Annotated in this window: 17 protein-coding genes and 4 tRNA genes; 9 read left to right on the top strand and 12 right to left on the bottom strand. The window is 64.1% G+C overall.

Translation table 11 applies throughout. The features are described from left to right. Positions 1 to 115: 115 nt before the first annotated feature. The 3 genes from MMB92_RS09975 to MMB92_RS09965 all read right to left on the bottom strand — a co-directional run bounded on the left by MMB92_RS09975 (position 116) and on the right by MMB92_RS09965 (position 1,824). The gene (locus MMB92_RS09975; RefSeq protein WP_006486614.1) at positions 116 to 607 is read right to left on the bottom strand and encodes an energy transducer TonB; all 492 of its coding nucleotides are present in this window, start codon (positions 605 to 607) and stop codon (positions 116 to 118) included. A 297-nt stretch (positions 608 to 904) separates the two neighbouring features. Then, positions 905 to 1,198 (bottom strand): hypothetical protein, encoded by a 294-nt coding sequence (locus tag MMB92_RS09970; RefSeq protein ID WP_006486651.1) that lies wholly within the window; start codon positions 1,196 to 1,198, stop codon positions 905 to 907. A 230-nt stretch (positions 1,199 to 1,428) separates the two neighbouring features. Continuing rightward, entirely contained in the window at positions 1,429 to 1,824 is a 396-nt protein-coding gene (locus tag MMB92_RS09965; protein ID WP_006486642.1) for a hypothetical protein, read from the bottom strand. Between the two features lie 184 nt (positions 1,825 to 2,008). Here MMB92_RS09965 and MMB92_RS09960 point away from each other — a divergent pair, with 184 nt between their 5' ends. The 4 genes from MMB92_RS09960 (at position 2,009) to MMB92_RS09945 (ending at position 7,090) form a co-directional block, all read left to right on the top strand. Then, positions 2,009 to 4,681: a type VI secretion system Vgr family protein gene (locus MMB92_RS09960; protein ID WP_060266561.1), complete on the top strand. Its 2,673-nt coding sequence runs from the start codon at positions 2,009 to 2,011 to the stop codon at positions 4,679 to 4,681. 32 nt (positions 4,682 to 4,713) lie between these two features. Beyond that, positions 4,714 to 5,886, top strand: coding sequence for a hypothetical protein (locus tag MMB92_RS09955; RefSeq protein ID WP_034200877.1), 1,173 nt, complete (start codon positions 4,714 to 4,716; stop codon positions 5,884 to 5,886). Further along, the gene (locus MMB92_RS09950; protein ID WP_034200876.1) at positions 5,886 to 6,770 is read left to right on the top strand and encodes a hypothetical protein; all 885 of its coding nucleotides are present in this window, start codon (positions 5,886 to 5,888) and stop codon (positions 6,768 to 6,770) included. The genes MMB92_RS09955 and MMB92_RS09950 overlap by 1 nt, the downstream gene beginning before the upstream one ends. Before the next feature lie 68 nt (positions 6,771 to 6,838). Further along, a complete protein-coding gene (locus MMB92_RS09945) occupies positions 6,839 to 7,090 on the top strand; it encodes a PAAR domain-containing protein (protein ID WP_306172189.1) in 252 nt (83 codons plus the stop codon). A 140-nt stretch (positions 7,091 to 7,230) separates the two neighbouring features. On the opposite strand, the gene MMB92_RS09940 is transcribed toward MMB92_RS09945, so the two are convergent. From MMB92_RS09940 to rph, 4 genes are all read right to left on the bottom strand, one after another. Then, positions 7,231 to 7,318, bottom strand: a tRNA-Ser gene (locus MMB92_RS09940). Positions 7,319 to 7,362: 44 nt separating this feature from the next. After that, positions 7,363 to 8,577: a radical SAM family heme chaperone HemW gene (gene hemW, locus MMB92_RS09935; RefSeq protein WP_034200875.1), complete on the bottom strand. Its 1,215-nt coding sequence runs from the start codon at positions 8,575 to 8,577 to the stop codon at positions 7,363 to 7,365. 34 nt (positions 8,578 to 8,611) lie between these two features. Further along, a complete protein-coding gene (rdgB, locus tag MMB92_RS09930; RefSeq protein ID WP_006496578.1) occupies positions 8,612 to 9,238 on the bottom strand; it encodes an RdgB/HAM1 family non-canonical purine NTP pyrophosphatase in 627 nt (208 codons plus the stop codon). Beyond that, a complete protein-coding gene (rph, locus tag MMB92_RS09925) occupies positions 9,231 to 9,971 on the bottom strand; it encodes a ribonuclease PH (protein ID WP_006496577.1) in 741 nt (246 codons plus the stop codon). The genes rdgB and rph overlap by 8 nt, the downstream gene beginning before the upstream one ends. A gap of 174 nt (positions 9,972 to 10,145) precedes the next feature. Between rph and MMB92_RS09920 the strand changes: the two genes are divergently transcribed. The 4 genes from MMB92_RS09920 (at position 10,146) to MMB92_RS09905 (ending at position 14,452) form a co-directional block, all read left to right on the top strand. Continuing rightward, a complete protein-coding gene (locus MMB92_RS09920) occupies positions 10,146 to 11,069 on the top strand; it encodes a YicC/YloC family endoribonuclease (protein ID WP_006486665.1) in 924 nt (307 codons plus the stop codon). A gap of 7 nt (positions 11,070 to 11,076) precedes the next feature. Then, positions 11,077 to 11,760, top strand: coding sequence for a guanylate kinase (gene gmk / locus MMB92_RS09915; RefSeq protein WP_006486663.1), 684 nt, complete (start codon positions 11,077 to 11,079; stop codon positions 11,758 to 11,760). A gap of 58 nt (positions 11,761 to 11,818) precedes the next feature. After that, on the top strand, positions 11,819 to 12,022 hold the full coding sequence (gene rpoZ / locus MMB92_RS09910) for a DNA-directed RNA polymerase subunit omega (protein WP_006025620.1): 204 nt from the start codon (positions 11,819 to 11,821) through the stop codon (positions 12,020 to 12,022). A 63-nt stretch (positions 12,023 to 12,085) separates the two neighbouring features. Continuing rightward, complete coding sequence (locus MMB92_RS09905; RefSeq protein WP_006496576.1) at positions 12,086 to 14,452, top strand: bifunctional (p)ppGpp synthetase/guanosine-3',5'-bis(diphosphate) 3'-pyrophosphohydrolase; 2,367 nt, start codon at positions 12,086 to 12,088, stop codon at positions 14,450 to 14,452. Between the two features lie 191 nt (positions 14,453 to 14,643). Here MMB92_RS09905 and MMB92_RS09900 read toward each other — a convergent pair. The 3 genes from MMB92_RS09900 to MMB92_RS09890 all read right to left on the bottom strand — a co-directional run bounded on the left by MMB92_RS09900 (position 14,644) and on the right by MMB92_RS09890 (position 15,001). Further along, positions 14,644 to 14,720: transfer RNA gene (locus MMB92_RS09900), tRNA-Arg, on the bottom strand. A 61-nt stretch (positions 14,721 to 14,781) separates the two neighbouring features. Further along, positions 14,782 to 14,858, bottom strand: a tRNA-Arg gene (locus tag MMB92_RS09895). Between the two features lie 66 nt (positions 14,859 to 14,924). Beyond that, positions 14,925 to 15,001, bottom strand: a tRNA-Arg gene (locus MMB92_RS09890). Between the two features lie 129 nt (positions 15,002 to 15,130). Here MMB92_RS09890 and greB point away from each other — a divergent pair. Further along, positions 15,131 to 15,694, top strand: coding sequence for a transcription elongation factor GreB (greB, locus tag MMB92_RS09885; protein ID WP_006486618.1), 564 nt, complete (start codon positions 15,131 to 15,133; stop codon positions 15,692 to 15,694). Between the two features lie 82 nt (positions 15,695 to 15,776). Here the strand turns inward: greB and MMB92_RS09880 are convergent, their stop codons facing one another. Beyond that, positions 15,777 to 16,928, bottom strand: coding sequence for a porin (locus MMB92_RS09880; RefSeq protein WP_277562690.1), 1,152 nt, complete (start codon positions 16,926 to 16,928; stop codon positions 15,777 to 15,779). A gap of 502 nt (positions 16,929 to 17,430) precedes the next feature. Next, positions 17,431 to 17,697, bottom strand: coding sequence for a hypothetical protein (locus MMB92_RS09875; protein WP_006486644.1), 267 nt, complete (start codon positions 17,695 to 17,697; stop codon positions 17,431 to 17,433). Between the last annotated feature and the right edge of the window lie 76 nt (positions 17,698 to 17,773).

Below are 17,773 nucleotides of genomic sequence, written 5' to 3'. Positions count from 1 at the left end.
GTCGGCTCGCTTGCCGGGTGGGGCGCGCGAACGCACGCGCGGCGTGATGGCCGCGCGAGTGCGGAAAATTATAGCCAGCGCCGCCGCTCACCGGCAATCGGGCTGCGGCGGCGCGTCAATCGATCGATTGCGCCTGCGCGGAGGCGGTGCTTTGCAGCTGGAAGTGGCCGTCGTCGTTGAAGAGCCAGCCTTCCATCAGTTCGAGCCGGCCGTTGCCGTCGAGCAGCCGCGACGGCGGGGCCGGCAGCGGTGCCGAGCGGCGCAGCGACGCGAGCGCGAGCGCTTCCGCTTCGCTGTCGCCGTTGCTGCGGTAGACGGATGCGTTCACCACGCGGCCGCTGCCATCGACGGTGAAGGCGACGACGACGAGCGAACGCAGCATCGCCTGCGGTGTGCCGTGCAGCATGCCGGACGGATTGCGTTCGGCGACACGATGGGCAACCTCGACGCGATACTGGTCGAGGCTGCCGCTGCGGGTGACCGACGGAATCGTCAGGACCGAGCGTAGCGACGAGGGCGGCGTGATCGTGCACGCGGCAAGCAGGGCGACGACGGCCAGCGTCGCAACACGAAGCCGCGCGACGCGCGGACGGAGAAGGGGGCGCATGAGGTGATGGCCAGGAGGGACGATAAAAAAATGATAGGCGTACCGGCGCGCGGCGATATGGGGAGAAACGCATAGCGCGCGGGACCGGTCGCTGCTATCGCTGATGATGACGGCCGGGTGCCGCGTCGTGCCGTGTACATCGCGATGTGACGCGACAGGTGACAGCGTGCGCGGTGGACGCGCCTGTTGGAGGGTTGAAAGCGATGGCGTGCAGCGTTCGTCCGGCCGGGCGACGCGGTCATCTGATGCGGCAACCTCGGCTTGCCGCGCGCACGCTGGCAAGCGATGCCGGCCGGCTCAGAAGCCGTGCGTGACGAGCGACAGTACCGACAGGTCGGGATGCGTGCCGTCGATGATGCTCTTGCCGATGTGCACGGCTTCGCGGGTGGCCTCGTCGAGGCTCGCGAAGCTTTCCTCGCCGTCCGCGTGGAACGGCACCGCATGGCCGGGCAGCGCGGGATTCACGCCCGGATGGCACACGTAGCCGGTGTAGGTATAGCGCGTGTCGCTGCCGGGCATCGCGGCCGGCACGACATGGATCTCGAAGCCTTCGTAATCGACGGGTTCCGTCGCGCTCGACAGGTCGGTCATGGCGATCTCCGTGTGCCGCGCGCAGGGTGGCGCGTGCGGCATCGAATACGCGGCGGCGTTCGTGTCGCCGTGTTGAACGAATTCTAGGCGATGGCGGGGCGGGCCGGGAGGCGTCCGGCGCGGTGTGACGCAACGACGGGCCGCTGCCGGGCCCGTGGCTCAGATGCCGCGCGAGGTTCGGCACGAACGCGCGTGCCGTTCCGATTGACGGATTCGCGCGCCGCGCTGCGTCATTGTTTGCAGCGCGCGTTCTTGCGCTGCACGACGATGATCACCGGGTATTTCTGGCCATGATCGAGCTCCACGCGCGCCACGACCGTCAGCGTCGCTGGATCGGAATCGTCGTACACGCTGACCTGTTCGTTGCGCAGATAGGTCACGCCGGTACAGTTCGACGTGCGTCCGTCGTCGCCGACCTTGCACTGGAGGTCGTTGTCCTTCAGGTAGTTGTAGGGCGACGGGCTCGCGAGGTATTCGCTCAGGCCGCGCGGCGAGCCGCCGACGCCGGTCACGTACGCAATCGCGCACGACGCCTGCGCGTCGCTGCCGGAGGCGGTGTCGGCCGCTGCATGCATGCTGGCGGCGGCCAGCACGGCGACGAGCGACGAGACGAGGAAGGGCTTCATGACGTGGATTTCCCGTTTCGCGAATCGGAGCGCCGGATTGTAACGGCATCCGGCGGGGCGCGTCGGGAAGTGCGGGGCACGGCCACGGGGCTGGTCGACGATTTGACTGTAGAATCGCGGCCTGAGAGCGCCAGCCATCATCTGGTGAAAAAACGACGGCAAAAGAAACAATAGAGGGATTGGAATGAGTGCGCAGGACATCGTGCGGGCGTTTCAAGGAGGCTTGATCCAGCAGGACCGCCTGCTGAAACTCGACACTCCGCTCGGGCCCGATGTGTTGTTGCCGCAGCGTGCGGCGGGACTTTCGCGCATCGGCCGGCATTACGACTTCACGCTCGATGTGCTGTCGACACGCAGCGACGTCAAGCTGAAGAGCCTGATTGGACAGCCCGTTACCCTGTGGATCCAGCAGCCGAAACAGTCGTATCTGCCCCGACACGGTTATGTCTATATGGTGCGACGGCTCGGATCGGAAGGTGGTCTGACCAGCTACCAGCTCGCCTTCGCGTCATGGATGCATTTCCTCAAGTTTCGCCGCGATCAGCGTATCTGGCAGGACAAGCCGGTCGACGAAATCCTGCGGGACGTGTTCAATGCGCACCCGCAGGCGAAAGGCCGATTCGAGTTCGCGCTGTCGAAGCCGCTGTCGCCTCGATCGTATTGCACCCAGTACGAGGACGACTGGCGATTCGCGCACCGGCTGATGGAGGAAGAAGGCCTGTTCGGCATCTGGAAGCAGGCCGACGACGGCCAGTCCCATACCTTGATCGTGACGGACAGCGTGGATACTTGCGCGCCGCTTGCCGCGAGGACCGTACAATTTTCCCATTATGGCGCGAACAGCGAGGTCGATGCGCTGGTTCGATGGTCCGACTGGCGCATGCTGCATAGTGCCGCGCTTACTACGCGTACCTTCGACTACAAGAGGCCGTCACCCCTTGCGAATCCGAAGGGCACGCACATTCCAACCGTATCGCACGAACTGCCCGAGCAGCTCGAGATGTATGAGTATACGGGCCCGTACACTTATCTGAAGCAGGAGCGTGGCGATCACCTGACCAAGGTGCGGATGGAAGAGTGGGAATCGCGTGCCAAGCGGTTCTACGGAGCGGGTGGCTTACGCGGCATCGATGCGGGCGTTTGGTTCGAACTCGTGGGGCACCCCGAGCACGACCGGGAATCAGCCGACCGGCGACAGTTCGTCGTCGTTGAGACGGCTTGGCTGATCCAGAACAACCTGCCAGGCTCGAGCCATCACGCGAACTGCGCACACAGCCTGCGGCACCGGATCGACGAAGCGGTCGCGGAGCATGGTGGAGAGCCAGTCGGGGCGAGCGTGCCACATCACGACGGTTCCGAGGGCTTCTTCCTGACGGAAATCGAGGCGCAGCGCAAATCCGTTCCATATCGCAGTCCGTTCGAACACCGCAAACCGGTCATGCAGATGCAGACGGCTACCGTGGTGGGCCAGAAGGGCAACGCAATCCATACGGACGAGATGGGACGCGTCAAGGTGCAGTTCCACTGGGACCGCGTCGGCCAGCGCGACGAGCGCAGCTCGTGCTGGATGCGTGTCAGCCAGCCATGGGGCGGCCAGGGATTCGGGATGATTCATGTGCCGCGGATCGGGGACGAAGTCATTGTTTCGTTCCTGGACGGATGCCCGGACCGACCCGTCATCACGGGCCGCGTGACCAACGGCATCAACGTCGTACAGTGGAAGCTGCCGGACAACCAGGCACTGTCGGGCCTGCGATCGCGCGATCTCGGCGGTGTGCAGGCGAACCAAGTCGTGGCTGACGATACGCCGGGCCGGTTGCAGGTGCAGGTGTCGAGCGACCACGAACAGTCGCGCCTCGTGGTCGGTTACAACACGCGTATCGACGGCCATGCGGGGCGCGCGAGTGGGCGCGGGACCGGATGGGAGCTGGCCACCGACGCATGGGGCGTGCTGCGTGCGAATCGTGGCATGCTGGTGACGACCGAGGCGCGTACCGGCGCGAGCGCTCCGGTGAAGGACCTTGGCGAGACGGTGCAGCGTCTGGTGCAGGCGCGCGAGTTGCACGACACGCTTGCCAGGGCGGCGATCCAGGCCCAGGCCCAGGACGGGCAGGATCAGCCTGCGGTGATCGATGCGCTTCGGAAACAAGGTGACGAAATCAGCGGGCAGGGCGGCGGAGATTACCCGGAGCTGTCGAAGCCGCATCTGGTCATTGCGTCGCCGGCCGGAATCGAAGCGACCACGGCGGGCAGTACGCACATTTCGAGCGCCGAGCATACGGCGCTCACCGGCGGCGGCCATGTCAGCGTGAGCAGCGGCAGCAGCCTGCTGGCCACCGCCCGCAACGCGATCCGTCTCTTCGCCTACAAGTTTGGCATCCGGATGATCTCCTATGCCGGCGACATCGACATCAAGGCGCTGCAGAAGAACCTGAATCTGCTGGCGAAGCTGGATATCACGCAGAGCGCGAACCGGATCACGATCCGCGCGACCGAGGAGGTGATGCTTCACGGTGGCGACAGCTATATCAGCCTGAAGAGCGGCAAGATCACGGTCGGCGGCGAGTTGTACGAGGTCAATGCCCAGGCGCAAAACATGCCGCCGAAACCCATGGGCGTGAGCCCGAACGGGTTACCTGACGTTCAGGCGAACGATCAGCGGTTCAGGGTGCTGTCTCCGACTGGCAAGCCGCTTCCCGGAGTCGACTATCGGCTTACGACGCCGTCCGGCGGCCACATCTTCACGACGGACGGTCTGGGGCGCTCGCCGATGGTGAATACTGCAGAACAGGAAAATGCGGAGTTCCAGTTGCACTGGGACGACTTTGCAGCGGCGTCCGACCGCGCAGGTGCGTAACGGAACACGGGAACCCGACTAGGGGGAAGGCTTTGGCAGACAATCTGAAGGCAACAGCGCAGACCAACCCGGAATCGAAGGTCTGCGTGGACGCGCAGTGCAATTGCAACATCATCTGGTCGCTCGCGCAGCAGTTCTCCATGCGGCAGATTGTGACGAATGCGCGTTCGCACAATCACATGCCCGATTATCGTGAAGGCGAAGGGCACGTGTCAGGGCAGCAAATCGAGACGCAGGCGCCGGCATTCGTCAGCGACCCGGAGGTCAGGGCGCGCCGTATCGCCGCCGCCTATGCGCGGGTGTTTCTCGAACAGTTCCACCTCGGCGATACCAGCAAGATCGGCCGCTTTTACTGGCTGGGACTCGGTGCGTTCGCATCGAAGCAGGTCGCCGCGACGCTCGCGCTGTGGCAGGTGCGATATGCCGGGCGCTGGACCGAATTGCGGGCTGGGCTAGGCCGCGGCAATCTCTGGCTCTTCAACGACGTGCTGGCGTGGTTCTACGCGTATGCCGCCGGGTCTGATACGTTCGACAAGTGCGTGCAATCGCGTGACAGCACCCAGTTCGTCAAGCAGGTCGCGGTCAACTTTACTCGGCAGGTTGGATACGACGAAGCGATCGACAAGGTACCGTTCGAAATCGACGGAGAAACCGGCGCCAAGAAAAAGCAACTGGGCTATCTCAAGTCCACGCCGATTATTGTTGCCGGATTCAACAAGGTAAAGCAGTGGGAAGCGGGCGATGAGCAAAGCCGGGCGATCTGGGCTTTCCAGCATCTGATTTTGATTGCGCAACACGAGCAGGGCGAGGTGTTGCAGGGGCTGATTTACGAAAACAAGAAGTTCAAGCGATGGCTTGGCGTGCAGCGTGGCGCACTGGCGTCTTCGGACGATACGGCGATCAACAACTCGGTCCAGTCGATGCAGCACGGCCTGTCGGACGGTTCCGAGATTGCGCTGGCGCCGGTCATTCGCGCGCTGGTTCCCAGCCTTCAACTCGTGCTCACGGCCGATGATAAGACTGACAGCATCGAATTCAGATCGGACGCGCCGGACCGTCTGGTTCTGGAGGACTATCAGAAGCGCATGGACTGGATCCAGACGGCAGCAACGAAGTACGACGGGTTGATGCAGGGACCCAGGAGGCAAGTCATGCTCGATTATCTCGGAACGATCAAAAGCTGGGGCGACAGACCCGATACCTGATGAAAAAGACTCATTTCCTTGTACTGATTCTCGGGGCGTTCCTGCTCGGCGTCGTGCTCTCATCGCACAACGGGAATGCCCGCTCAACCCTCGACAACCGCAACGGCATGAATCCATCACTTACAGTTATCCGGCTCGGCGATCCCAAGGACTCTGATCTCAACGGTCCGGGCGCGTCTGTCGACACTCATCCGTCCGGCACGAGCTTTTATCAGCATGAGTGGATGCGCGGCAATCTCGGCACGGTGAAGTTCGTGCAGGGAACGCATGGTTTCGTGCTGGACAACGTGCTGTCCGCGGTGGGTTCCGCGGACAAGGACGTGCCGGGCGGCATCTACACGTGGAATATCAATTTCGGCGTCAGTCCCGAGCAGGCCGACACGCACGAGGCCGCACTGGCGCGCATGACGAAACTGTTTCAGGATCTGCGCGCGAACGGCTGGGTCCGGTACATCGACGTCAGCAATCCGCGCCTGACCGGCAAGCAGGCGTGGGACTACATGAAAACGTATTCGATCTATTCCCTCGATTCTGGCTACACGCCGACGATCGAGGAGTGGAAGGCCGCCGTGAAGGAAATGCCGAGATGGGTTTTTTATGCAGATGGCGCCTATCTGGAGATTTCACTGTCGGAGCGAAACATGGGCGGCTTTGTCGGGAAGACGACCTATCTTCTGACGGCTCGCATTAGGAACGAGTATGCGTTCTACGGGCTGGGGTATTTCCCCGGGAACGCTGAAAAAATTCGTAACTGGAAGGCGTTGTTGCCCGCGGAACTGCAGAAGTACCATGCGAAGCGCATTGCTACCGAGGCTGCCCTGAAGGGGCAGGGCTATACGATCGACACGGCCTATCAGGATCCGCCGATCCAGGCGTTGAAGTGACGTGTCCGCCCATTCGTGACGAGGTGATGCAGGTGAGGCGAGCGACAGTAGGCGGGAAGGCGCAGATCGTGGTCGGCGACACGACCAGTCATGGCGGGCGGGTGATTTCCGGCAGCCCTTCTTCGACGTGGGGACGCGACGCAATTCCGATCGCGCGCAAAGGCGACAAGGTGACCTGTCCGATTTGCGCACCTCATGTCTTCGAGATCGCGGAGGGTTGTTCGATCAGTCTGGATTTTGGTGCACCGGTCGCGCTGGAAGGGCACACGACGACGTGCGGCGCGGTGCTGCTGGCCGAGTCCGGCGGTGCCGAGTCGTGAACGGAATCGTTGATCGCCGCGTGACCACGCACGCGAACCGCGTCGACGACGCGCCGTGAGTGGCGCAGGCGGATGTGCTCAGCACCGGATAACTGTCGGAAACGAAAAACGGGCCAAGCGGCCCGTTTCCTTTGAAACCCTGGCGGAAGCGGTGAGATTCGAACTCACGGACAGTTTCCCGTCGCTGGTTTTCAAGACCAGTGCCTTAAACCGCTCGGCCACGCTTCCACACGAGGCGGCATTGTAACCGAAATGCCGCCTCGTTCATTCGTTCAGTCGTCGCGCAGGAACAATTCCTGCAGGTCGTTGAGGAAACGCTGGCCGAGCGGCGTCGGCGCGATTTGCGTGAAATCGCGCGTGATCAGTCCGCGCCGCTCCGCTTCCTTCAGCGCCGGCTCGATCGTGCTCATCGGCAGGCCGGTGCGTTCCGCGAAGCTGTGCACGGGGAAGCCCTCGACGAGCCGCAGCGTGTTCAGCATGAATTCGAACGGCAGGTCGCGCGCGCCGACTTCGCGCTCTTCCTGCACGGCCGCGCCGGCCTTCGCCCGCTCGATGAAGGTCGCCGGATGCTTGTAGCGTGCCTGCCGCAGGATCCGGTTCGGGAACGACAGCTTCGTATGGGCGCCCGCGCCGATGCCGAGATAGTCGCCGAAGCGCCAGTAGTTCAGGTTGTGCTTGCACTGATGATTCGGCTTCGCGTACGCGGACACTTCGTAGCGCCCGTAGCCGGCTTCGGCCGTGCGCGCATGGATCCATTCCTGCATGTCGGCCGACGCGTCGTCGTCGGGGACCACCGGCGGGAACTTCGCGAACAGCGTATTCGGCTCGAGCGTCAGGTGATACAGCGACAGGTGCGGCGGCGCGAACGACAGCGCGGTCTCGATGTCGGTGCGGCATTCGTCGAGCGTCTGGTTCGGCAATGCGAACATCAGGTCGAGGTTGAAGTTGTCGAAGTTCTTCGCAGCGATCTCGACGGCCGCGCGTGCCTGCGCGGTGTCGTGAATCCGGCCGAGCGCCTTCAGGTGCCCCTCGTTGAAGCTCTGGATGCCGACCGACAGGCGGTTCACGCCGCTTGCGCGGAACTGCGCGAACTTCGCGGCTTCGAACGTGCCCGGATTCGCCTCGAGCGTGATCTCGGCATCGGCGTCGAGCGGCAAGAGCGCGCGCACGTCGGACAGCATCCGGTCGAGACCGGCCGCCGACAGCAGGCTCGGCGTGCCGCCGCCGATGAACACGGTATGCACCTGCCGGCCCCACACGAGCGGCAGCGCCTGCTCGAGATCGGCGCGCAACGCGTCGAGATACTCGGTTTCCGGAAACCGCTCGCCTTTCCATTCGTGCGAGTTGAAATCGCAGTACGGGCACTTGCGCACGCACCACGGGAAATGCACGTACAGCGCGAGCGGCGGCAGCGACGTGAGGCGCACCTGGCCGGGCGACGTGAAGGTCGCGACGACGCGCGCGCCGGTTTCCGCGGCCTGGCTCATGCGACCTCCCGCAGCGAATGGGTGTCGGGTACGGTCATGCTTCCTCCGCGAGCCGCGCGAGCAACGCCTTCAGCGCCAGCGCGCGATGGCTGTGCGTGTTCTTCACGGCGGGCTCGAGTTCGGCGGCCGTCGCGCCGAGCGACGGCAGGTAGAAATACGGGTCGTAGCCGAATCCGTGTTCGCCGCGCGGCGTGTCGACGATCTCGCCGGCCCAGCGACCTTCGGCGAACAGCGGCTCCGGGTCGTCCGCATGGCGGACGAGCGCGAGCACGCAACAGTAGTATGCGCGCCGGTCGTCGATGCCGCGCAGTTGCTCGACGAGATACGCGTTGTTCGCCGCGTCGCCCTTGTCGCGGCCCGCGCGCTGCGCGTAGCGGGCCGAATAGACGCCCGGCGCGCCGCGCAGCACGCGCACGCACAGGCCCGAATCGTCGGCGATCGCCGGCAGCCCGGTGAGCCGCGACGCGTGACGCGCCTTGGTCAGCGCGTTCTCGATGAACGTGCCGAACGGCTCTTCCGCCTCGGGCACCGCGAGGTCGCCCTGCGGGACGATCTCGATGCCGACCGTCGAGAACAGCGCGGTGAATTCGCGCAGCTTGCCCGGGTTGTTCGACGCGAGAACGATGCGCGACAGCGGCGCGACGGTGCGGTCGTCAGGCATGGCTCGCACCCAGGACGTCTTTCTGCAACTGCACGAGCTCGGCGATCCCGCCCTGCGCGAGGTCGAGCAGCGCATTCATCTCGGCGCGCGAGAACGGCACGCCTTCGGCCGTGCCCTGGACTTCGACGAAGCCGCCCGCGCCCGTCATCACGACGTTCATGTCGGTGTCGCAGCGCGAATCTTCCGCGTAGTCGAGGTCGAGCACCGGTGCGCCTTCGTACACGCCGACCGAAATCGCGGCGACGTGATCGGTGATCGGCGAGCGCGTGAGCTTGCCGGCCGCGATCAGCGTCGACACGGCGTCGTGCGCGGCGACGAACGCGCCGGTGATGCTGGCCGTGCGCGTGCCACCGTCGGCCTGGATCACGTCGCAGTCGATGTGGATGGTGCGCGGGCCGAGCGCCTCGAGATCGAACACCGCGCGCAGCGCGCGGCCGATCAGGCGCTGAATTTCCTGGGTGCGGCCCGTCTGCTTGCCGCGCGCGGCTTCACGGTCGCTGCGCGTGTGGGTCGCGCGCGGCAGCATCCCGTATTCGGCGGTCAGCCAGCCTTGCCCGCGCTCGCGCAGGAATTCGGGCACGCGCTCGGCGACGCTCGCGGTGCAGAGCACCTTGGTGTCGCCGAATTCGACCAGCACGGAGCCTTCGGCGTGTTTCGTGTAGTGGCGCGTGAGGGCGACCTTGCGCAGTTCGTCGGCGCGGCGGCCGCTCGGGCGGGAAACGGAAGACGTCATGGGGAAATCGCGGAAGAAGAGGAAACCCCGATTTTAGCGCCGAACGGCGGGCGCGCCCGGCGGGGTGGTCCGCAAAAATGGGATAATGCGCGCTTGCCGCCCCGCGCTTTCCGATGCGCCGGGCGCCTCGACATATCCCCCCGCCCGCGAGGGCACCAGACGGCGAGACGAACCATGATCTACAGCATGACGGGCTACGCGAGCGCCACGCGCGAACTCGTGACGGCCACCGGCAACGGCGGCACCAGCGTGTCGGTCGAACTGCGCACCGTGAACTCGCGCTTCCTCGATCTCAATTTCCGGATGCCGGACGACGTGCGCGCGTGCGAACCCGCGCTGCGCGAAATGCTGATGAACAAGCTGTCGCGCGGCAAGGTCGACGTGCGCATCAACCTGCAGCGCGGCGAGCAGAGCATCGGCGCGGGCGCGCTGAACCAGTCGGCGCTCGGCCAGCTTGCCGAGCTCGAGCGCGCGGTGCTCGATTCGTTCCCGGGCGTCGGCCGCCTGCGCGCGGGCGAAATCCTGCGCTGGCCCGGCGTGCTCGCCGAGAGCGGCGTGTCCGCGGAAGCGATCCGCGACGCGGTGCTCGCCTGCGGCAAGGAAGCGATCGGCGAGCTCGTCGTCGTGCGTTCGCGCGAAGGCGCGCAACTGGCGACGATGCTGCTGTCGAACGTTACCGAGATGGAGGCGATCGTCGCGCGCATCACGCCGCTCGTGCCGGAGCTGATCGCGAAGCACCAGCAGAAGATCGTCGAGCGGCTGCAGGAAGCGCTCGGCCTCGCGGCGCCGGAAGGCGGCTCGACGGTCGTCACGCGCGAGGAAGCCGCGGAGCGCATCCGTCAGGAAGTGACGATGTACGGGATCCGGATCGACATCGCGGAGGAGCTGTCGCGGCTCACCGCGCACCTGAACGAAACGCGTCACGTGATCGAGAAGGGCGGCCGCGTCGGCAAGCGTCTCGACTTCATGATGCAGGAACTGAATCGCGAAGCGAACACGCTCGGCTCGAAGGCGGCGGCGAAGGAACTCGCCGATGCGTCGATGGCGCTGAAGCTGCTGATCGAGCAGATGCGCGAGCAAGTGCAAAACCTGGAGTAACAGCAACATGACCGACCTTAACCGCGACGGCCACGCGTCGCATTCGCTGCATGGCGGCGTCTATCCCGGCAACCTGTTCATGGTCGTCGCGCCGTCGGGCGCCGGCAAGTCGACGCTCGTGAACGCGCTGCTGTCGAAGGACAGCGACATCTGCCTGTCGATCTCGTACACGACGCGCAAGCCGCGCCCGGGCGAGCAGGACGGCCAGCACTACCACTTCACGACCGTCGAGGATTTCCGCGCGCGTCACGCGGCGCACGAATTCCTCGAGAGCGCGGAAGTGCACGGCAACTACTACGGCACGTCGCGCGTCTGGATCGAAGAGCAGATGAAGAACGGTCACGACGTGCTGCTCGAAATCGACTGGCAGGGTGCGTTGCAGGTGAAGAAGCAGTTCCGCAACGCGGTCGGCATCTTCATCCTGCCGCCGTCGCTCGATGCGCTCGAGGAGCGCCTGAAGAAGCGCGGCCAGGATGAACCGAACGTGATCACGCGACGCCTGCTGGCCGCCGGCAGCGAGATTGCGCACGCGTCGGAAGCGGAATACGTGGTGATCAACGAGAATTTCGAGCGTGCGCTCGCGGAACTCGAATGCATCGTCGCGGCGACGCGCCTGCGTTTTGCTTCGCAGTACGCGCGACACACGGAGCTGTTCATCGACCTCGGCGTCCATCTGCCCCACGCGGAATGACGCGGGGCACGAGGGACATAAGGTAGAATAAGGACTATATTCAGAAGGAATTACCAACATGGCTCGCATTACCGTCGAAGACTGCCTGAAGCAAATCCCGAACCGCTTCGAACTGGCGCTCGCCGCCACCTATCGCGCGCGGCAGCTCGCGCAAGGCCATACGCCGAAAATCGAAAGCCGCGACAAGCCGACCGTCGTCGCGCTGCGCGAAATCGCTGCCGGCCAGGTCGGCGTCGAGATGCTGAAGAAGGTGCCGGTGTAACGCGCATCCGGCCCGTTCCAGCCATGTAGTCCACGCGCGCAACGACTCGACCTGGAGGCGAATATGAGCACCACCCCATCGTCCGCCTCCGCGGATTCGACCACCGAAGCCACGGCCCAGTCGCCTGCGCGCCAGTACATCGACGCGGTCCTCGAACAGTCCTTCCGGCATCTGTTCGGGCCGACCGCCACGCCGGAGCAGCCGCGCAAGCACGGCGTCGTTTCGATCGCGAAACTGACCGCCGCGCTTGCCGAGTATCTCGGTCCGGACGAAATCAAAGAGGTCAAGGCGGCGTTCCACTTCAGCGACGAAGCCCACCTCGGTCAATATCGCCAGAGCGGCGAGCCCTACATCACCCATCCCGTCGCCGTCGCGGAAATCTGCGCCGGCTGGAAGCTCGACGCGCAGGCCGTGATGGCCGCGTTGCTGCACGACGTGATGGAAGACCAGGGCGTGACCAAGAACGAGCTGGCCGAGCGATTCGGCCCGAAGGTCGCCGAGCTGGTCGACGGCCTGTCGAAGCTCGACAAGATGGAATTCCGCAGCCGCGAGGAAGCGCAGGCGGAAAACTTCCGCAAGATGCTGCTCGCGATGGCGCGCGACGTGCGCGTCATTCTCGTCAAGCTCGCCGATCGCCTGCACAACATGCGCACGCTCGGCGCGGTGCCGATGGAAAAGCGCCGCCGCGTCGCGCGGGAAACGCTCGACATCTACGCACCGATCGCGCACCGGCTCGGGTTGAACAACACGTATCGCGAGCTGCAGGACATGAGCTTCGCGAACTTCAACCCGCATCGCTACGCGACGCTCGAGAAAGCCGTGAAGGCCGCGCGCGGCAATCGCCGCGAAGTGATCAGCAAGATCCTCGAGGCCGCGCAGCGCGCGATGGCCGACGCGAAGATCGACGCCGAGATCACCGGCCGCGAGAAAACCATCTACAGCGTCTATCGCAAGATGCGCGACAAGCAGTTGTCGTTCTCGCAGGTGCTCGACGTGTACGGCTTCCGTGTCGTCGTCGACAGCCCGCTCGACTGCTACACGTGCATCGGCGCGCTGCACGCGCTGTACAAGCCGGTGCCCGGCAAGTTCAAGGATTACATCGCGATCCCGAAGATCAACGGCTATCAGTCGCTGCACACGACGCTGGTCGGCCCGTTCGGCGCGCCGATCGAGTTCCAGGTGCGTACGCGCAAGATGCACGAGATCGCCGAGGCGGGCGTCGCCGCGCACTGGCTGTACAAGAACGGCAGCGCGGATCTCAGCGACGTGCAGAAGCGCGCGCACCAGTGGCTGAAGTCGCTGCTCGACATCCAGAGCGAGGCCGGCGATTCGAGCGAATTCCTCGAGCACGTGAAGATCGACCTGTTCCCCGATGCGGTCTACGTGTTCACGCCGAAGTCGAAGATCATGGCGCTGCCGCGCGGCGCGACGGCGCTCGATTTCGCGTATTCGATCCACAGCGATCTCGGCAACCAGTGCGTGGCCGTGAAGATCAACAACGAGCTGCTGCCGCTGCGCACCGAATTGAAGAGCGGCGACATCGTCGAGGTGATCACCGCGCCGTATTCGAAGCCGAACCCCGCGTGGCTGGGCTTCGTGCGTACCGGCAAGGCGCGCTCGGCGATCCGTCACTACCTGAAGACGATGCGCCTGAACGAGTCCGTGCAGCTGGGCGAGCGGCTCGTCGACCAGAGCCTGAAGGGCTATGGTCTCGCGCTGGCCGACGTCGAGCCGGAAGTGTGGGAGAAGCTCGTGCAGTGGACGGGCAACAAGAGCCGTCAGGAAATCTTCGCGGACATCGGTCTCGGCCGTCGCGTCGCCGCGGTGATGGCCAAGCGCATCGAGGTGCTGATGAGCGGCCGCGATGCGGACGACGATCTGCCGAAGTCCGAGCGGCATCCCGCGCATCATGCGCCGCCGGTCGTGATCACCGGCACCGAAGGGATGTCCGTGCAGTTGTCCGCATGCTGTCGGCCGATTCCGGGTGACGCGATCATGGGTTACATCGGCATCGGTCTGGGCATGGCGATTCATACGACGGATTGCCGGGTCGCGCAGCGCATCCATCGCCGCGATCCGGGCCGCTGGATCGACGTCGAATGGGCGCCGCAGCCGGGCCGTCTGTTCGATGTCGCGGTGAAGGCGCTCGTGAAGAATACGAAGGGCATCTTCGCGCGCGTCGCCGCGGACATCACGTCGGCCGACGCGAACATCGTCCATATCGCGATGGACGAGGATCTGACGCACGAATCGACGGTGCTGCGCTTCGTGATCCAGGTCAGCGACCGCGTGCACCTCGCGAACGTGATGCGGCGCGTGAGAACCAATCCGGACGTGATGCGGATCATGCGCGAGCGCTCGACTGACGACGGTGCGCATGCGCGCCATGACGGCGGGATGCGAATCGAGCGCGAGCGGCAGGATTACTGACGCTGACGCGCACCCTCGCGGGTGAATGCGTTGATCGACGGACGGCGGCCGATGGCCGCCGTTTTCATTGGGGCCGGCGAAAGCGCGCGCGACGTTGCCGGTGCTTTGCCCAAGGCGTGCGGATGATGGCGCGAACGAAGGAGGGGGCGCAAAAAGAAAAAGGGCTTTCCCGGAGGAAAGCCCTTTTAAGGTGGCGCGGCTGGCAGGATTCGAACCCACGACCCCTTGGTTCGTAGCCAAGTACTCTATCCAACTGAGCTACAGCCGCACGCAAAACGGTACTGCTTCAACTGTCGGAACCTTCTGCGATGGGAAGGCCCCCAAAAAAGTGGCGCGGCTGGCAGGATTCGAACCCACGACCCCTTGGTTCGTAGCCAAGTACTCTATCCAACTGAGCTACAGCCGCACGCAACAACAAACTTCTACTGCTTCGAACTGAAAGGGCCTTCGGTTGGGAAGGCCCTCGAAAAAGTGGCGCGGCTGGCAGGATTCGAACCCACGACCCCTTGGTTCGTAGCCAAGTACTCTATCCAACTGAGCTACAGCCGCACGCAGAAGCGGAAGTATAGCAGAGTCGTATAAAAAGGGAAGCCTTATTCGCGAATTAGGGTGCATGACCTTGGCCGGCCCCCTTCGTGTACCCTTGGGGGGATCAGTCATCCACGTTGAATCTGCATCATGAACAAGGCGTTTGTCAAAGAGTCGGACGGTGACGACGACGATCTCGACCCGGCTCAACCCGCGATTCCGGCGGGCGCGAAGAACTACATCACGCCGGCCGGCCACAAGCGGCTGAGGGACGAGCTGCTGAACCTGATCGACGTCGAGCGTCCCGAAGTCGTGCGGCTCGTGTCGTGGGCCGCATCGAACGGTGACCGGTCGGAGAACGGTGACTACATCTACGGCAAGCGGCGGCTTCGCGAGATCGATCGCCGCATCCGCTTCCTGACGAAGCGGCTCGACCTCGCGGAAGTCGTCGACGCGAGCCGACAGGAGAATGTCGACCAGGTGTTTTTCGGCGCGACGGTCGATTACGAGACGCCGGACGGCGAGGATCATACGGTGACGATCGTCGGGATCGACGAGGTCGATCTCGACCGCGGCTGCGTCAGCTGGATTTCGCCGGTCGCGCGTGCGCTGATCAAGGCGAAGATCGGCGATACCGTCACGCTGATGACGCCGGCGGGCCCCCAGCCGATCGACATACTCGACGTCCGGTATCCGGCACGGGGCGACGCCTGAGCGTCGACGGTGCGGCACGGCAAAGAAAAAGCGCCCCGACGGGGCGCTTTTCCGTTCCGGTGTATGGTGCGGTGCCGGTGGCTCAGAAACGGTGACGCAGGCCGGCGGTCACGGCGATCTGCTTGTTGCTCGACGAAGCGCCACCGAGGCCATTGACATAGGCGCCGATGCCCAGGCTGTCCGTGCTGACGCGCTGATACACGCCTTGCACATACACGTCGGTCCGCTTGGACAGCGCATAGTCGGTCTGCAGGTTGAACTGATTCCAGCCCGGATGACGGCCGTCCAGGAAGCCCGCGGTGTACGTGTACGACCCGGCCAGCGACAACGCCGGCGTGAGCGCGTAGCGCGCGTTCACTTCGTAGTTGTTGAAGCGGGCAAACGTGCCGTTGAGACCCAGGCCGGTCGACACGCCCGACGCACCGGCAGAGATGCCGAGCGCCCGGTTCACGCGCGATTGCGTGAAGACGAAGCCGGCCGTTGCCGGACCGAACGTGTAGTTCAGGCCACCGCCGAACACGCGCTGACGCTTGCCGACGAACGTGTTGTCGCCTGCCACCGCGCCGGCGCCGTTGGTGACCGCGGCCGACGTGAGCCCCGAGATGTCGTTGTTCAACTGCAGATAGCCGGCGCCGATATTGAAGCCGGCGTAGGTGTACGACACCCCCGCGCTGTATGCACGGTTGTTCGAGAACTGGCTGCTGTTCGAGAAGCCGTACAACGCGCCGAACTTCAGCCCGCCGAAATTGACGCTCGTATATTTGACGGCGTTGTTGATCCGGAACGAATTGTTCAGGTTGTCGTTGTCGAACGGGTGGGCAAACTGGGTGCCGCCGAATTGCGTGCCGGTCAGCGACAGCGGGCCGATATAGTCGACGACGCTATCGTATTGGCGACCGAGTGTGATGGCGCCGAACTGCTCCTGTGACAGGCCGACGAATGCCTGGCGGCCGAACTCGCGGCCATTCTGGCCGAGCGTGCCGTTGGCGATGTTGAAGCCGTTTTCCAGCACGAAGATCGCTTTCAGGCCGCCGCCGAGATCTTCCGTGCCGCGCAGACCCCAGCGACTCCCGTTGATCTGGCCGCTGCGTTCGGACCACGAGCTGTGGCCGCCCTGATTGTTCGTATAGGTGATGCCTGCGTCGATCAGGCCGTACAGCGTAACGCTGCTTTGAGCATGGGCTGCGGTAACGAATACACCCGACAACGCGGTGACGATCAGGGTTTTTTTCATGGATCTGTCTCCAAACAGGATGATGTCGATCGAACCTGCGGCGGACTGGCCGTGTTTTGCTTGACGCTGTAGCCGGTCCCGCAGAACGGCGGTGCGCTTATCAGAAAGCCATGTGCAGTGTACGGAGGGCGCGAAGCGGGGACGGCTCACACTTTAAGAAACAATGTATTTTGGAATCCGCAAAAATCGAAAAAAGCGCGCAAACGGTTGCTCCGCAAGGGTTTGCGGCGGTGCAGCGAAATGAAATGGAACTCAGGACTACGTAACGGGCGTTGCGCGATTGCGACAGACGGTCAGCAACGGGCGGCGGCAGCTATAGCGCGATTATTGACACATCGGCAATAGAGGTTTGTGTGGAGCATGGATAATGAAAGGTAGTTCTCTCGTTATACTGCGATCTCTGCTTTCCGAAGCAGACTTTTTCGTTGACGGAAAAGATCTCCAAACCTTTGTCGGCGCGACTTCCCAGTCGCGCTTTTTTTTTGCCCTGCTGCCCGGTGCGCTACTGCGTGTACGAGCGGCGCTTGCGCTTGCCCGCGGGCACGGCTTCTTCTGCCTCGATCGGCGGCGGCGTATAGGTCCAGTCTTCCATCACGTAGTGACGGGCATCGAGAGGCGATGCGAGCAGGTTCTGCCAGTGATCGCCGTGCCACGTCATATCGAATTCGGTGTCGCACGGCGCTTCGCGCGCGGACTCGGCCAGGGCGCGGGACTTGCGACGTACGCGTCCGAGCCGGCTCGCGAAGCGCTTGATTCCGTCCAGCCACATGACCCTCTCCTTCCTTTCGGTGTTGATTCAGGATCGCAACGTCCCCGCATTTCTGCAACCCGGAAAAAACCCGAGG

It is taken from the genome of Burkholderia sp. IO2 (assembly GCF_029522185.1).
Taxonomy (GTDB): domain Bacteria; phylum Pseudomonadota; class Gammaproteobacteria; order Burkholderiales; family Burkholderiaceae; genus Burkholderia; species Burkholderia cenocepacia.
The sequence above is the reverse complement of the archived record's forward strand: the minus strand, read 5'-3'. Positions and strand labels throughout refer to the sequence as shown.

Bases quoted from the DNA above. Each gene is read 5' to 3' on its own strand.
- MMB92_RS09975 (WP_006486614.1), bottom strand. From the start codon at position 607: ATGCGCCCCCTTCTCCGTCCGCGCGTCGCGCGGCTTCGTGTTGCGACG.
- MMB92_RS09875 (WP_006486644.1), bottom strand. From the start codon at position 17,697: ATGTGGCTGGACGGAATCAAGCGCTTCGCGAGCCGGCTCGGACGCGTA.
- MMB92_RS09965 (WP_006486642.1), bottom strand. From the start codon at position 1,824: ATGAAGCCCTTCCTCGTCTCGTCGCTCGTCGCCGTGCTGGCCGCCGCC.
- MMB92_RS09970 (WP_006486651.1), bottom strand. From the start codon at position 1,198: ATGACCGACCTGTCGAGCGCGACGGAACCCGTCGATTACGAAGGCTTC.
- gmk (WP_006486663.1), top strand. From the start codon at position 11,077: ATGACCGACCTTAACCGCGACGGCCACGCGTCGCATTCGCTGCATGGC.
- MMB92_RS09920 (WP_006486665.1), top strand. From the start codon at position 10,146: ATGATCTACAGCATGACGGGCTACGCGAGCGCCACGCGCGAACTCGTG.
- MMB92_RS09960 (WP_060266561.1), top strand. From the start codon at position 2,009: ATGAGTGCGCAGGACATCGTGCGGGCGTTTCAAGGAGGCTTGATCCAG.
- MMB92_RS09950 (WP_034200876.1), top strand. From the start codon at position 5,886: ATGAAAAAGACTCATTTCCTTGTACTGATTCTCGGGGCGTTCCTGCTC.
- rph (WP_006496577.1), bottom strand. From the start codon at position 9,971: ATGACGTCTTCCGTTTCCCGCCCGAGCGGCCGCCGCGCCGACGAACTG.
- MMB92_RS09880 (WP_277562690.1), bottom strand. From the start codon at position 16,928: ATGAAAAAAACCCTGATCGTCACCGCGTTGTCGGGTGTATTCGTTACC.
- hemW (WP_034200875.1), bottom strand. From the start codon at position 8,577: ATGAGCCAGGCCGCGGAAACCGGCGCGCGCGTCGTCGCGACCTTCACG.
- rdgB (WP_006496578.1), bottom strand. From the start codon at position 9,238: ATGCCTGACGACCGCACCGTCGCGCCGCTGTCGCGCATCGTTCTCGCG.
- rpoZ (WP_006025620.1), top strand. From the start codon at position 11,819: ATGGCTCGCATTACCGTCGAAGACTGCCTGAAGCAAATCCCGAACCGC.
- greB (WP_006486618.1), top strand. From the start codon at position 15,131: ATGAACAAGGCGTTTGTCAAAGAGTCGGACGGTGACGACGACGATCTC.
- MMB92_RS09905 (WP_006496576.1), top strand. From the start codon at position 12,086: ATGAGCACCACCCCATCGTCCGCCTCCGCGGATTCGACCACCGAAGCC.